Origin of the sequence: Paramixta manurensis (assembly GCF_013285385.1) — a bacterium.
Taxonomy (GTDB): Bacteria; Pseudomonadota; Gammaproteobacteria; order Enterobacterales; family Enterobacteriaceae; genus Paramixta; species Paramixta manurensis.
The window spans coordinates 1379545-1393854 of record NZ_CP054212.1; the positions used below are offsets into that span (position 1 = coordinate 1379545).

Below are 14310 nucleotides of genomic sequence, written 5' to 3' on the forward strand. Positions count from 1 at the left end.
CATCAACGCGTCTGGCGTTGTGCCCAGGCGGCTGCGCCAAGCAGGCCGGCATCGCCGCCGCCCAATGCCGCAGTGAGCGGCAGGTGGAAGAGCGCCGGGAAAGTCTCTAGCGCCAGGCGAATACGTTGCAACATGCCCTCGGCTAATCCTACGCTACCGCCAATCACCACCTCTTCTATATCCACCACCATTAATGTATCGGCAATCGCCTGCGCCACTGCGCGGGCGGCATTATTTAAAATGGCTTCGGCCTGTGGATCGGTGGCGGCGAGAATAAAAAGTTGACGGCTATCCAACGGACGCCCCAGTAATGCGCTGGCCTGCCGCGCCAGCGCGGTGCCGGAAGCCACATGTTCAAGACAGCCTTCCCGCCCGCAGCCGCAGTTGCCGGGCTGCGCATCCAGCGGGCGCACATTAACCGTGGCGTGGCCGATATGCCCGGCCAGGCCATGCGAACCGATACGCAATTCACCGTCGCAAATAAGGCCGCCGCCGACCCCGGTCGACAGCGTAATAAATAACAAACTGGAAAGGCGTGATTGACGCGGTAAAAACTCTCCCCACGCCGCGGCTTGTGCATCGTTCAGCATCACCACCGGGCAGTTAAACTGCTGTTGTAGTACCTGCCCGAGCGGGAATCCTTTCCAGAAAGGAATGGTATGCAGATTGACCGACCAGACTTGGCCCTCGCGCAGGAAACCGGTGGCGGCAACCGCCACTTTCTCTACTGGATAGGGGGCTTGCGTCACTTCACGCAGCGCGATAAGAAAACCCGCTTCATCGTGGCGCATCGCCACCTGCTTGCGTGCCACACAGTGTTGATTATCGATCCACGCAGCGGAAAGTTTGGTGCCGCCAATATCCAGAGCCAAAATCATGCGGATGCTCTCCCGCGCGCCGCCTCGGCTAACGCGCTACGATACCATTCGGTAATATGTTCAATCCGGGTGATCGCCGAGCCAACGGTCACGGCAAATGCCCCGGCCTGTAATGCCGCCACCGCCTGGCCTGGGTCACGAATGCGCCCCTCTGCCATCACCCGATAGCCGCGCGCGGCGAAGGCCGAGATTAACTCCAGGTCGGGACGTTCCATCGGTTGATCGGCGGTTTCCTCGGTATAACCCGACAGGGTTGAGCCAATAAAATCGCACCCCAATGCGGCGGCGGCGATCCCATCGGCCAGCGTCGCGCAGTCCGCCATAATCAACACACCCAATCGACGTGCCTGCTGATATAACGCCTCGATCGGCACTGGCCGGGTACGGTGTGTGGCGTCGAAGGCAATAATACTGGCGCCCGCGCCAGCCAGCGCCGAGACATCCTCCAGCCAGGGCGTGATGCGTACCGGGGAATCAGGAAGGTCGCGCTTCACAATACCGATAATCGGAATATGCAAGTTCTTTGCCACCTGACGCACATTTTCTACCCCTTCGATCCGCACCGCGCTGGCGCCCGCCATTTCAGCGCTTTTTGCCATCGCCACCACAATATCCACATGATCCATCGGTCCGTCAGTGACCGGTTGGCAAGATACAATGAGCTGATTTTTCAGTTGATTTATTTCTATCACCGTCCTGTCCTTCCTGTTGTAACCGTAACTACTTAACAGATAACCACGGCAATACCAGATTTGTAAACTGGTATTTTAAAATAAACCTTCTGCACAGTGATGGTGCTCTTGTTTTGCGTGTTGGCACGAAAAATGTGCTGGACAAGAGTAAAAAACAGGCAGTATAACAGTCTGAATTAACGGTTAAATTGGCGTTAATACGTTAAGTACTTTAATTTACTGCCGTTTTCTTTCTGGTATTAATCTGGATCTATTCTGGCATGGTAATTGAATGATTCGGACTTACCGCAAGAAACGTTATGCCACGTTTTTTCAAACCAGGTGCAGAGGAAGATGAAATGAATGATCGCGTTATCAGAGTCGGCGTAGTCGGCGCCGGTTTTATGGGAGCCATGCACGCTCGCGTCTGGCAGCAGATATACGGCGTGGAAGTGGTAGGCGTAGCCGATCCGGATAGCGCACGCTGTGACGCGCTGAAAGAGTGGATCCCCGGACTAGAGTGCTACAGTGATTTTAACCACATGCTGGAGCAAGCTGAGCTGGATATCGTCAGTATTTGTACCAAAGATGATTTTCACCTTGCGCCAGCGCTGGCGGCGGCAAAAGCCGGTACGCATATCTTTCTCGAAAAACCGATCGCCGCTTCGCTTGAAGATGGCGAGCAAATTATCCGCGCGGTGCGTGAGGCCGGGGTGAAATTGGGCATCGGTTTTCTGCTGCGTTTCGACCCACGCTATTCACGCGCCCAGGAAATTATTGCTTCCGGCGAGGCCGGAGAAATCAGCCATATCACCGCACGGCGTAATAGTCCGGCGATTGAAGGCCCGGCACGCTATGGCGGCAGTTTACCTTTGCCGCTCCATGTCACGGTTCATGACGTCGATATGGTGTTGTGGCTACTGAAACACACCACGCCGGTTAGCGTCTATGCGCAAACCACCAATAAACGCTTAGGACATCTCGGCACCGAAGATGCGGTGTTCGCCATTATGCGTTTTGCCGACGGAACGGTGGTCAATCTTGAAAGTTCATGGGCGCTACCGGCGGGTTCGCGCACCTTGCTGGATGCCAAAATGTCGATTCTGACCACCGAAGCGTTGTTTGAAATTGAGTGCGGCGAATCGGGTCTTTATCACGCCAGTGAAAGCATGAACCGTTATATCGATACTCAGCACTGGCCGCTTAGTCAGGGCGAGATTAAAGGGGATCTCCGCGAAGAGTTAATGGCGTTTGTCAGTGATGTTCGCAACGGTACTACCCGCGTCGCGACCGGTGAAGAAGCCAATGAAGCATTGCGTATTACGTTGGCGATTATGGAATCCGCCGGTAGCGGCGCGATTGTCCGGGTCTGAACGGCCTACTGAATTAATCAGGTGATGAGATGAAAATAAAAAACATCGGTATGGCGGGCGCGCTGGGGGCGTTATTGCTGGCGAACCAGACCTACGCGCAGGAAACCATTCGCGTCTTGCTGGAAGGGCACAGCACCAGCGATTCGATTAAGGCATTACTGCCGGAGTTTGAAAAACAAACCGGCATTCAGGTCGAAGCGGAAATTGTGCCGTACAGCGATCTGACCTCTAAGGCATTGTTGGCTTTCTCCTCCCATAGCGGTCGTTACGATGTGGTGATGGATGATTGGGTACATGCGGTTGGCTATGCCTCGGCGGGATACATTACGCCGGTGGATAAATGGATGAAGAGTGATACCGCCTTTTTCGATGCGGCGGATTTCGTTAAGAGTTATGCCGATACGCTGCACTACAAAGCGAGCACTTATGGTTTGCCGGTGTATGGCGAAAGCACCTTTCTGATGTATCGCAAAGATCTGTTTCAGCAATACGGTATTGCCGTTCCGAAAACCTTTGATGAGTTGACTGCGGCGGCTAAAACCATCAAACAGAAAAGTGGCGGCAAAATGGCCGGTATCACGCTGCGCGGCGCGCAGGGTATTCAAAACACCTTCGCCTGGGCCGCTTTCTTGTGGGGATACGGCGGTCAATGGATTGATAACGGAAAATCGGCGATTGCCTCGCCGCAGGCGGTAGAAGCGACCAAGGCTTTCGTTAATATCCTGAAAAATTACGGCCCGATTGGCGCGGCCAATTTTGGCTGGCAGGAAAACCGGCTGGTCTTTCAGCAAGGTAAGGCGGCAATGACCATTGACTCAACGGTTAACGGCGGCTTCAACGAAGACCCGAAAGAGTCGACGGTAGTGGGGAAAGTGGGCTACGCGCCGGTACCGGCGCAGCCGGGTGAACATCCGGGCAACAGCGGAGCGTTACAGGTACACGGGCTGTATATTGCCAGCGCCAGTAAACATCAGGATGCGGCGTGGAAATTCATCAGTTGGGCCACCGATAAGCAGACGCAAATGAAGTCGGTTGAACTCAATCCCAATGCGGGGGTGAGCTCGCTGAGCGCGATTAATAGTGATGCTTTTGCTAAACGCTACGGCGCGTTTAAAGACGGCATGCTGGCAGCGCTGAAAAAGGGCAATGCGCGTTATTTACCGACCGTGCCGCAAGCTACGCAGATTATCAACAACACCGGCATTGCGCTCTCGCAGGCGCTGGCGGGGACTCAAACGGTGGAAAGCGCCCTGCAACAGGCCAATAGCCGTAATGATAAGGCGTTAGCGCGGTAAGCTTTTCCGCCAGCGCATCGCCTGGCGGAAATCCCATTCATTTAGCCACCAGGGAAAGCTATGAAAGCAAAACTAACGCAGCAGGTTTTTACTCTGCCGTTACTGATGATATTGCTACTGGTTTCGTTCTACACGCTGGGCTATGCCATCTATCTGGCAATTTACGATATTGATCTGATGTCGCCGCCGCCATTTAATTTTATCGGTCTGGCGAATTTTATTGATGTCCTGCAACAGCCGCGTCTGTGGTCTTCGCTGTGGCATACGCTGGTCTATGTCGCCGGCTCGACGGTAACGGAACTGGTGCTCGGCAGTGCGATTGCCCTGTTCATTAGCCACGATTTTTTCGGACGTAAGTTGGTGCGGGCGCTGTTATTGTTGCCAATGATCGTCACGCCGATTGTCGGCGGATTGATTTGGCGTATTTTCTACGATCCCAATGCTGGCCTGTTTAACTGGCTGGCCGGTTTAGTCGGCATTGCGCCGATCGACTGGCTTGGCAACCCCAATACCGCGATGGCTTCGCTGATTTTGGCCGACATTTGGCAATGGACGCCGTTTATTATTTTGCTGGTTTCGGCCGGGCTTGATGCATTGCCGAATGAGCCGCTGGAGGCGGCGGAGCTGGATGGCGCACGCGGCTGGCGACTGTTGGCGTTTATCAAACTGCCGATGATGAAGCCGATCATCTTAATGGCGCTGTTTCTGCGCATGATCGATGCGTTTAAATCTTTTGACCTCATCTATGTGATGACGCGCGGCGGCCCGGCGCTGGCCACCGAAACCACCAATATGTTCGCCTATCTCACCGGGTTCCAGGATTTCCGCATCAGCGAGGCGGTGGTGATTGCCATCATCAATACGCTGCTGGTTATTGTGGTGCTCTCGGTCGCCAGTAAACGGATTATGAAAGATGATTGATGTTAAATATCTTGCCCGAAAAACCGGCTTTTACCTGCTATTGGCACTGATTTTGGCTTTCTTCCTGCTGCCGATTTATTGGCTGGTGACCATGTCGTTTAAAACCTATATCGATGCGTTCGCCATGCCGCCAAAACTCTGGTTCACACCGATACTGGATAATTACCGTCAGGTGCTGAGCAACGGCGATTTTTTGCGTGCGTTTGGTAATAGCGTGCTGATTTCGTTGGTTTCCACCTTGCTGTGTTTACTGCTGGGCGCGCTGTTTGCTTATGGCTTGGTGTTTTTTATTGAGCGTAAAGGGCGTGCGAAGCAGTTCATTATGAGCCTGCGTTTTGCGCCGGTAATTATGTTGGTGATCCCGGCGTATTACCTGATTACGCGTCTGGGAATGACCGACAGCTATTGGGTACTGATTGTGGTCTACACCATCGCCAACGTGCCGTTTACCATCCTGATGATTACCACCTTTTTTGAGGATATTCCGCCGGAGTTACGTGAGGCCGCGCGGGTAGACGGCGCCAGCGAGTGGCGAGTGTTTCGTAGCGTCATGTTGCCGTTGGCACGAACCGGGCTGGCGGCATCGGGCGTTTTAACCCTGTTCTTTATCTGGAATGAATTCCAGATTGTCTTGACGTTGTCCGGCGATTCGACGCAAACGTTGCCGGTGGCGATCACCTCATTTTTAACCTTCCAGGGCACCGAGTGGGGGCCGCTCACCGCGGCGGGAACATTGGTGATGTTGCCGATGTTGATCCTCGGGTTACTGGTGCAAAAACATTTGGTACGTGGCTTAACCATGGGCGGCGTGAAATAGCGCGGAAGAGGGGAGTGTAGAGTTATGTCTGATATACGTCTGAGTAATGTCTTCAAGCGCTTTCACGATACGCAGGTGATTAATCAAGTCGATCTGGAGATTAAGCACGGGGAATTTTGCGTGTTTATCGGGCCATCGGGCTGCGGTAAATCAACACTGTTGCGGATGATCGCGGGCTTGGAAACCATCTCGTCGGGGGATATTTCGATTGGCGATCGGGTGGTGAATAAACTGGCGCCAGCCGATCGCGGCGTGGCGATGGTATTCCAAAGTTATGCGCTTTATCCGCATATGACCATTTACGACAATATGGCGTTTAATCTGAAGCTGGCGAAAACGGATAAAGCCGAAATAGAACGGCGCGTGCTTAACGCGGCAAAAATACTGCAACTGGAACCGTTATTGCAGCGCTTACCGAAAGCGTTATCAGGTGGACAACGCCAGCGGGTGGCGATAGGGCGCGCCATCGTGCGTAATCCTGAGGTGTTTTTATTTGATGAGCCGCTCTCCAATCTTGATGCATCGCTACGTGTCGCTACGCGAGTGGAGATTGCCAAATTGCACCATCAGCTTGGCAATACCATGATTTATGTTACGCACGATCAGGTGGAAGCGATGACGCTGGCGGATAAAATTGTGTTATTAAACAGCGGCGCGGCAATGCTGAATCACGGTTCGGTGGCGCAAACCGGTCATCCGCTGGAGCTGTATCATCATCCGGTTAATGCGTTTGTTGCCGGGTTTATCGGCTCGCCTAAAATGAATTTCTTATCGGGCGAAGTAATTGCTGGCAGCGCCGAAAGCGCACGCGTGAGGTTAGCGGGCGCCGGTGAAATTGAAGTGCAGGTTAATGCCGCTACCGCCGAAACCGGAGAGGCGGTGAAAGTGGGGATTCGGCCGGAGCATTTGCGGTTGTGCGATCGGTCGGAGGCTCAGCTTATTGGGCAGATTCAGCATATTGAGCATTTGGGCGAAGCGGCGTATTTCTATGTGTCGATCAATGGGTTCGATCCGTTGGTGGTGCGGCATGCGGAGGAGCGTGAGTTGGCATTGGGCGATGAGGTTGGGTTAATGATACCGGCTCATCATGCGCATTTGTTTGATGGTGAGGGGGCCGCTTTTCGCCGTACCGCGTTGGCGGTGCAGAAATCGTTTGGGTGAGGGCGGCGGACAGAATGCCGTTGGGCTTAACGGAGGTTGGATTTCTGGCGGTTGCTGAAGCCGGAAAATCAACGGCGTTTCTCTTACCCTGAGCGCGTGGTTGACGCCGCCAGGTCAACGGCGTTTCTCTCGCCCTGAGCGCGTGGTTGGTGCCGCCAGGTCAACGGCGTTTCTCTCGCCCTGAGCGCGTGGTTGGTGCCGCCAGGTCAACAGCGTTTCTCTCGCCCTGAGCGCGTGGTTGACGTCGCCAGGTCAACAGCGTTTCTCTCGCCTGAAGGGCGAGCGAGTTAAGGGCCATAAGCGTGGCCCTTAACAATCCGCGCTACCGGCAGGCGCGCCGCCCGCTGCGCGGGTGCCTTCACCTTCACCGTTTTCCGACGGACCGGGCGCGACGCGTTCCCGACGCGGCGCTTGCTCTCGGCGACGTCGTGTCGCCTCGTCCTGGAAACCGGCTCCGTCTCAGCGTCGCTAATGCCTCGGGAAGGTCAACATCCACACCGCTGCACCAGGTTAATGTGAGCACCCTGTGTCCGCCATCCGCAACGCCGAAGGTTGAATGAAGGCCAGGATGGGGCGGCAGGACGCCGCCACAAGGCCGGGCGGGACAGGACGTCACGTTCCGGGCGGTCCGGCAGGCCGGAATGAAACCTGAGGGAACCGCGCAACGCGCGGCGTGAGGACCAGCGGCACGCGGGATTGTTAAGGGGAAAGGTGTATTTCCCCTTAACCCGTCCGACGCGGAGCGGTGGCCGGAACGCCGTTGACCTTAACAGAGGCTGAGACTCCGGCGGTTGCTGAAATCTGAAAAACCAACATTCAGGCGATGTGCCACTGGAGACGCGTTTAATTTGTACTATCCGCTTGAGTATAGAGGTTAACCATATATTTACCTTCATCCTTGAAGTGATATTTCTACAGAAGGAAGAGTAGCATGGTTATTTATTTTTTGGCAGTGTTTTTTCTGGTAATGATAATTATAACGTCAATACGTAATACTTATTAATTAGTGGCTTTTGTCTTTTTACTCACCCTCAAATAATTATCTGGAGATATTATTGTGAGTAACTATAAAATAACCACCAAAAAACGCATCGTTGAGGTAAATATACTAAAAATCAGTTAGCGGAGTAGGATTATTATAGTGTCGGTTTCGTTATGTTGGAGATTAAGATTTTTCTGACCGGCGGAAGCGGTAATGATGCCACATCGGTAAACACCTTGATCATACACTATTATTACGTGGGTGATTATTAACCCTGTCAGTACAGGCGAGGAGGAAAACCGCTGGGACACTGCCGCAAGAGGGTGCATTATACGCCTTTTTTGGCTACCCTTAATTCAGGTCTGTGCATCAAGAGGGTAAAAAGTGTTATGTCAGAAAGGGATGTAAGAGTAGATAATATTAAAGGCGGCTTAATTCTTCTGGTTATCTTTGGGCATCTCATCGAACCGATGCTGGATTATATGCCAGTGCTAAGTCGTATTTATAACTTTATCTACCTCTTTCATATTCCGGCATTTGTTTTAGTCTCAGGCTACTTATCTAACCCGGATAAGCCACTGAAATATAGTTCGTTACTGAAAACGGTGGTGGTGCCGTTTATTATTTTTAGTACCCTGTATGAAGCCTCTGACCGTATCGCCTCTGGCGAGTTCTCCTCCTACCTAAAATCGCTGTCCCCTAATTGGATTTTATGGTTTCTGTTTAGTTTATTACTTTGGCGGGTATTCACACCGTTATTTTTAAAAATACGCTTCGTATTACCTTTACTGATAATCTTATCGGTAGCTATTTCGCTATTCGATATTAATGGCTACACCTTGAGCCTGTTGCGAACCGTGGTGTTTTTCCCCTTTTATATTCTCGGCGCGATGTTGGGGAAATATAAAAATGCCTTTTATGATATTGAGATTAAACCGACTTGGTGCCTGGGCGCGGCTTTAACGCTACTGGGGTTGTTTTCGCTCAACCTACCTTTCGACCGCGCAATGCTATATGGTTCTGCGCCATTCCCCGCGCTGGGGTATTCCGGTGAAAATGGTGCCCTATTGCGGCTGTGTTATTACCCGGCAGCGATGTTGGCGTTGTTCGCTTTTGCCATTCTGGCGTCGAAAATCACCCTTTTGAGTAAACCAGGCAGTAACTCGCTGTATGTTTATTTGCTGCATGGGCTGGTGGTGAAATATTTAATTTGGCCGTGGCTGGCGGCGCAAGAGTGGAGCGCCAGCAAGGTTATTGCACTGGCGCTACTGCTCACTCTCGCACTAAGCGCGTTCCTCTCTTCTCGCCTGGTCACCCGCGGCACGGCACGGGTAATCAATGCCTGTCAGTCGCTATTGGTTAAAGAGAAAGAGTTTGCTTAGCTGCTGCTTAGAACCTCACCTTCAGTGAAGCGTTAATGACATTATTATGGGTGTCATCGCTAAACTGACCGGCCCAGGCTACACCAACGCTTACCGCCTGTGAAAGGTCGGTGCCGACGCCCGCCTCTAATACAGCGGTATCTTTTGCCAAATGGGTGCCCTCAACCTTAAACGCTTCACTATTATCCAGTGAGAGGGTGGACCACGGCGTGGTATCTTGCCAGGCGTGCTGCCAACCAGCCTTCGCCGAAAGCTGCAAAGCCACTTTTCCGAGCATCACATTGCCGCCCGCTTTTAAACCCAGCGTCGACCAGGTGGTGTCCATATTCTGTTTATCGGCTGACAGCGCGCCAACTCCGCCGTTCTCGCTAAACGCATCGGTATGTAAGGTTGCGTGTGTCAGATTGGCGAAAGGCTCCAGTGCTATCGCATCTGCCTGCAAGCGGTAGCCTACCTCAGCGAAAGTTTGTAGCGTGCGAGCATCATAATCGCCAGTCAAATGTTCAGATAAACCATCGAACCCAAGATAACGGTCAGTGGTAATGTCGTTCCAGCTATTGATTATCCCTGCCTGTAACGCCAGGTTTCCCCAATGGCTACCGCCATAGAGCCCTAAATGGTAATTACGGCTACTGCCTGACTCATTACGCGAGCCAGTATCAAAATGGGTACTGCCATAACCGGTTAACAGCCCGATATAACCTTTATTCGCCAGATTTATATCAGTCCCCAACAGTACGCCGCCGCCGGAGTGATGCAGACCTGCGATTCCACCAGCATCGGCGGTTCCCGCGCTGGCGCCATAGCCCTGCATCCACACGCCGCCGTTTTGCGTGGCGGGCAGTTGGCTAAGATGGTCGGTCACCGCATCGCGTAACGGAAGGGTATCGGCTAATAGCGCATTTTTTAGCGAAGCATGGATTTCACCGGCAAGCTGGTTAAAGGCGGTTCGCGCCGTGTTGACTGAAGAGAGCGCCAGCGTGTTGCCAAGGGTGCTGGTTACCGGCAACGCATCCAGCACGGAAGCGACCCGGCGCTGATTGTCGGTTTGGGCAACATCAGCGTACGCGACACTATTTCGATCAATCGTTAACCTTACCGCATTATTGTCATAAGCGAGGACCGGTGAAATAAAAGCATAATCACCGTTCATGGTGACGTTATCGAACCGGCTATTATTCAAGCCGCCGGTCGCGGTCAGAATCGTGTAGGCGGTATTTAACTTCATTCCACTGTACGGCGTGGCTTCCACCGTACCGTTTAGCTGCGCGTTACCTGTCACGTTAATGCGATCGGCATTCCCCTGATCGTCAACTTCTGCCACGTAGACCGAACCCGACGCCAGATTGAGCGATCCCCCCACGTTCACTCGTCCGATAGAGTTGCCCGGAGTAAGCGTGCCGCTGTTGGTGACATCGCCCTCAATATTCCAGTTACCGCCAAATGAGGAGGTCGGGTCAATACTGACATTCCCCTTCACCATAATCGGCGTTGCGATAGTACCGCCATGGGTTGAAGAACCGTGTTCCAGCAAAACATTTCCGCCGATAGTGCCGCCCGCGTCGCTAAAACGATAGGTTGACCCGCTGCCGCTCAAATCGCCTTCGATATCCGCTTGATCGGTAAAGGTTACCTGGCTGGATTGTTGAGATATAAAATTGCGAACACCGCGCATCAGCCCGCTCCAACTGGCACCTTGCGCCAGCGTAACGTCAGTACCGCCTGCGTTATGCTTATCGGTATCAATAATATCGCCGTGGGTAACGGAACCCGCGCCCAACGTGAGCGCGACAGTGCCGCCCGCGCCGTCCTGACGATTAACTTGCAGTAGCGTGCCATTGTTTTGCGTCGCAACCGTTCCGGCGCCAAGCGTAATGGTTTGGCTAGCCTCATCGGTGGTTAAGGTAGAAAGGAAGGTTTGCTGACTCGCCGCTACGGAGCTGTTACTCAGGTTTACTATCGCATCGTCATTCAAGGCAATGCCTGCGCCTTTTGCCGCGTTTAATACCGAATTCTGCACGGTTAATGTGCTGCCGGTATTAACCTGTGCCGCCACCGCGTTTTCACCGTTTACCTGAATGCGACTATTGGTGAGCAAAATATTTCCCGCCGTATCGTCACCGCCGACATTGCCGCCTGCAAGGGCGCCGACGCTATTGTCACCCTCGGTGATTATACTGACGTGATTGGCATTGATCGTGCCGCTACCCACCGCCGTCATTCCATTGGCGCTTTCGCCGCCGGTTGCGCTTTGATTAGCATTGGCACCGCCATAAACATGTAACGTAGCGCTATCCAAATTAACGGTTGCCTTGTCATACGCCCATATCGCATCTCCCACATCGCCGGTGGTCACGACATTGACATTGTTGGCGTTTAACACCGTTCCCTCGCCTGAGGCATACAATCCGTAGCCCATAAATCCTTCGGTCTGTACCGTACTATTTTGCAGATCGAGGGTGGCACCGCTAATTGCATAGGCGCCATAGGCACGCTGACCGAGAGTATGGATCTGTAATTGGTTAGCGTTAAGGAGGGTTCCGGCATCCTGGGCATAGAGCGCATAGGCGCGTGAGCCATCGCCATCCTGCACTCCCTGGCCTTTGTCATTGGCGGTGAGAATCGAGCCACCCTGAAAGTTGACGTTCGAGTTAGAGGTTGCCGCTACGCCAAAACCGTATAAGCCATTGGTACGAATCGCGACATCTTTCAATATAATCGCACTGCCCGCATCGGCCTCTACGGCAGGCGCATAATCGCCGCTGGTGGTGATGGTGCTGTGGGCCAAATTCACCTGGCCACCGACGCTTTGTGCATCATTATTCGCCAGAATACCCGCCGCCTGGGTTCCTTGAGTGGTGATATGGCTGTTGTTTAGATCGATAGTTGAATCGCTTTCGGCGAAGGCGCCAAAGCTATTAGTGCCAGAGGTAGTGATATCTGCAGAGCCGACAATCTGCCCGCTATACACAGTGTGCAACCCATAGGCGTCATTACCTTCTGTGGTGATTTCACTGCCGGACAGTAGCGTGACATCGGCGTCATGCGCACCGGGATTATCGCCCGCCTGCACGCCAATACCGTTATCGCCATGAGTAAGAATATCTGCGCTGCTGGTGATCGAGCCCGTGCTACCGGCCAGTAAGCCATAAGCGCGCTCACCGCTGGTTTCAACTGAGCCGCCATTCAGCGTAATCATTCCTCCCTTTTGCGCCAGTGCGCCAAACGCCCAGTCACCTTGCGTTACTAGCGTATCCGCATTGGCAAAAATCTGAGTGGGATCGCCATTATCCGGCGCATCAGGGTCGGCGGGAGGGCGGGTAGAATCGGCGAGTAAAGCATAGGCGCGATCGCTAACGGTTGCGATACGGCGATTAGACACCTCTCGGGTGGTATTCCGCCCGGCGACCACGCCGTTATCGGCAGGGACCGCTTCTTGCGAGGCGGCCAGCGCATAACCGGGTAAACCGACTTGAGTCAACAGCAGTGTGGTGTAAAGCGAGAGTGTTTTCCCGGAGGAGGAGCGTAAAGGCAAGGTGGTTTTTATTATCGCCATGTGATGTTTCCTCAATAGAGAAGGAGTAACGGATTTTAATTAGAATCTTCCAGGCGCGAGCGAAAAAATATAATGCCTGGGGTGGTTTTTTATTGTGTTAATTGGAACTGTTATATCGGTTTTTGGGTATTTAAATAATGAGGGAATTAATGAACGCTATTTAGTCCATTAGTAATTGGCGTGGAAGGCCACATTCTTCCCTGTAATCCGCCGATATGGAGTGACTCGGTGATTTTTCGATGCGCTTCATTTTCTATCCCTTCAACGATAATCCCCGCGCAGTGAGGATGTAGATGCGTAATCACATCTCTAAAGGCATTACCGCTGCCGTATTTCCAGAAAAAGCTTTTATCTATTTTTATATATTCAAAGTTCCCATCAAACGCCACGGTAAGGTTGGTATTGCCGGCACCAAAATCATCGAGCCACAAAGGGCAATAGTGCGCCAGTTGGGTGAGTTCCGCGCTGCTTGTGGAAAAGGTAAAGGTTTCAGCGACCTCAAGACGGAGACCGCGTAACGGCTTAAGTACGCTGAGAATGGCATTGTTCGAAAGCAGATAATCAATTAAGTCTTTATCGACATTGAGCGAAATTAACGGAACGCCTCTCTGCTGAGATGAAAGTTTGAGTGCAATATGGAGTTGCTGTTCAAACAGAGTAATCTTTTGTGCCTGAGTAAGCTGAAAGAAAGTATTGTCCTGCTGTGGGGTAAAAGGAAATTTCCCTGGTGTGGTGAATTTAGTTAATAACTCATAAGCAAAAAGTGTATTGCCAGGCGTATATATCGGCTCCAGGACAAATTGATAATCATATTCAGGGTTAGGCATAATATTGTCCGTTTAACGCTTGAAAGTTAAAGCGCCGATATAGCAATCCGGCTTTCTGATCGGGTTGATGTGTCTTTGTTAGGATAATTCTTAGTTGCGCCTTCACTTTATGTGGTAACGCTAATCAATGGAAATCGTTTATATCGATCATTTTCATGTCAATTGATAGTTTAAGTCTATCAATAAATGTTTTATTGATCGTTACAAACGATCAAATATAAGATTAATCTTATTTGATTGTTTTTGTGTATTATCATTTTTATAAAGTAAATGCATTTAACTTACTGAAAATGATCATATTTATTAAATATTTCAATAAGGTAAAAGAAATGTGTATGAAATTCTTCACGCTTGGCGGGAGATTTAGCTTTGTGATGATGATCAGGCTTTATAATTAGTTTATTTAATGATTTTAGGCCGAAAAACATAAGCAGTATTGAGGAGGGA

10 protein-coding genes are annotated in these 14310 nt (G+C 51.9%); 6 read left to right on the forward strand and 4 right to left on the reverse strand.

What is annotated here, in order from left to right; translation table 11 throughout:
- Window positions 1-2 precede the first annotated feature (2 nt).
- Together PMPD1_RS06730 and PMPD1_RS06735 are read right to left on the reverse strand one after the other, a co-directional pair.
- Window positions 3-878, reverse strand: a complete 876-nt coding sequence (locus tag PMPD1_RS06730; RefSeq protein ID WP_173633311.1) for an N-acetylmannosamine kinase — start codon at window positions 876-878, stop codon at window positions 3-5.
- The gene (locus PMPD1_RS06735; RefSeq protein WP_173633312.1) at window positions 875-1570 is read right to left on the reverse strand and encodes an N-acetylmannosamine-6-phosphate 2-epimerase; all 696 of its coding nucleotides are present in this window, start codon (window positions 1568-1570) and stop codon (window positions 875-877) included. The genes PMPD1_RS06730 and PMPD1_RS06735 overlap by 4 nt, the downstream gene beginning before the upstream one ends.
- Before the next feature lie 338 nt (window positions 1571-1908).
- On the opposite strand from PMPD1_RS06735, the gene PMPD1_RS06740 reads away from it, so the two are divergent.
- The 6 genes from PMPD1_RS06740 (at window position 1909) to PMPD1_RS06765 (ending at window position 9480) form a co-directional block, all read left to right on the forward strand.
- Complete coding sequence (locus PMPD1_RS06740; RefSeq protein ID WP_173633313.1) at window positions 1909-2922, forward strand: Gfo/Idh/MocA family protein; 1014 nt, start codon at window positions 1909-1911, stop codon at window positions 2920-2922.
- Between the two features lie 29 nt (window positions 2923-2951).
- Window positions 2952-4217: an ABC transporter substrate-binding protein gene (locus tag PMPD1_RS06745; RefSeq protein ID WP_173633314.1), complete on the forward strand. Its 1266-nt coding sequence runs from the start codon at window positions 2952-2954 to the stop codon at window positions 4215-4217.
- 60 nt (window positions 4218-4277) lie between these two features.
- Entirely contained in the window at window positions 4278-5138 is an 861-nt protein-coding gene (locus PMPD1_RS06750; RefSeq protein ID WP_173633315.1) for a carbohydrate ABC transporter permease, read from the forward strand.
- The gene (locus tag PMPD1_RS06755; protein ID WP_173633316.1) at window positions 5131-5955 is read left to right on the forward strand and encodes a carbohydrate ABC transporter permease; all 825 of its coding nucleotides are present in this window, start codon (window positions 5131-5133) and stop codon (window positions 5953-5955) included. The genes PMPD1_RS06750 and PMPD1_RS06755 overlap by 8 nt, the downstream gene beginning before the upstream one ends.
- Before the next feature lie 24 nt (window positions 5956-5979).
- Window positions 5980-7116: an ABC transporter ATP-binding protein gene (locus PMPD1_RS06760; RefSeq protein WP_354292807.1), complete on the forward strand. Its 1137-nt coding sequence runs from the start codon at window positions 5980-5982 to the stop codon at window positions 7114-7116.
- Window positions 7117-8487: 1371 nt separating this feature from the next.
- Entirely contained in the window at window positions 8488-9480 is a 993-nt protein-coding gene (locus PMPD1_RS06765; RefSeq protein ID WP_173633317.1) for an acyltransferase family protein, read from the forward strand.
- A 7-nt stretch (window positions 9481-9487) separates the two neighbouring features.
- Here the strand turns inward: PMPD1_RS06765 and PMPD1_RS06770 are convergent, their stop codons facing one another.
- Entirely contained in the window at window positions 9488-13036 is a 3549-nt protein-coding gene (locus PMPD1_RS06770; protein WP_173633318.1) for an autotransporter domain-containing protein, read from the reverse strand.
- 146 nt (window positions 13037-13182) lie between these two features.
- A complete protein-coding gene (locus tag PMPD1_RS06775) occupies window positions 13183-13863 on the reverse strand; it encodes an EAL domain-containing protein (RefSeq protein WP_173633319.1) in 681 nt (226 codons plus the stop codon).
- Window positions 13864-14310: the final 447 nt, after the last annotated feature.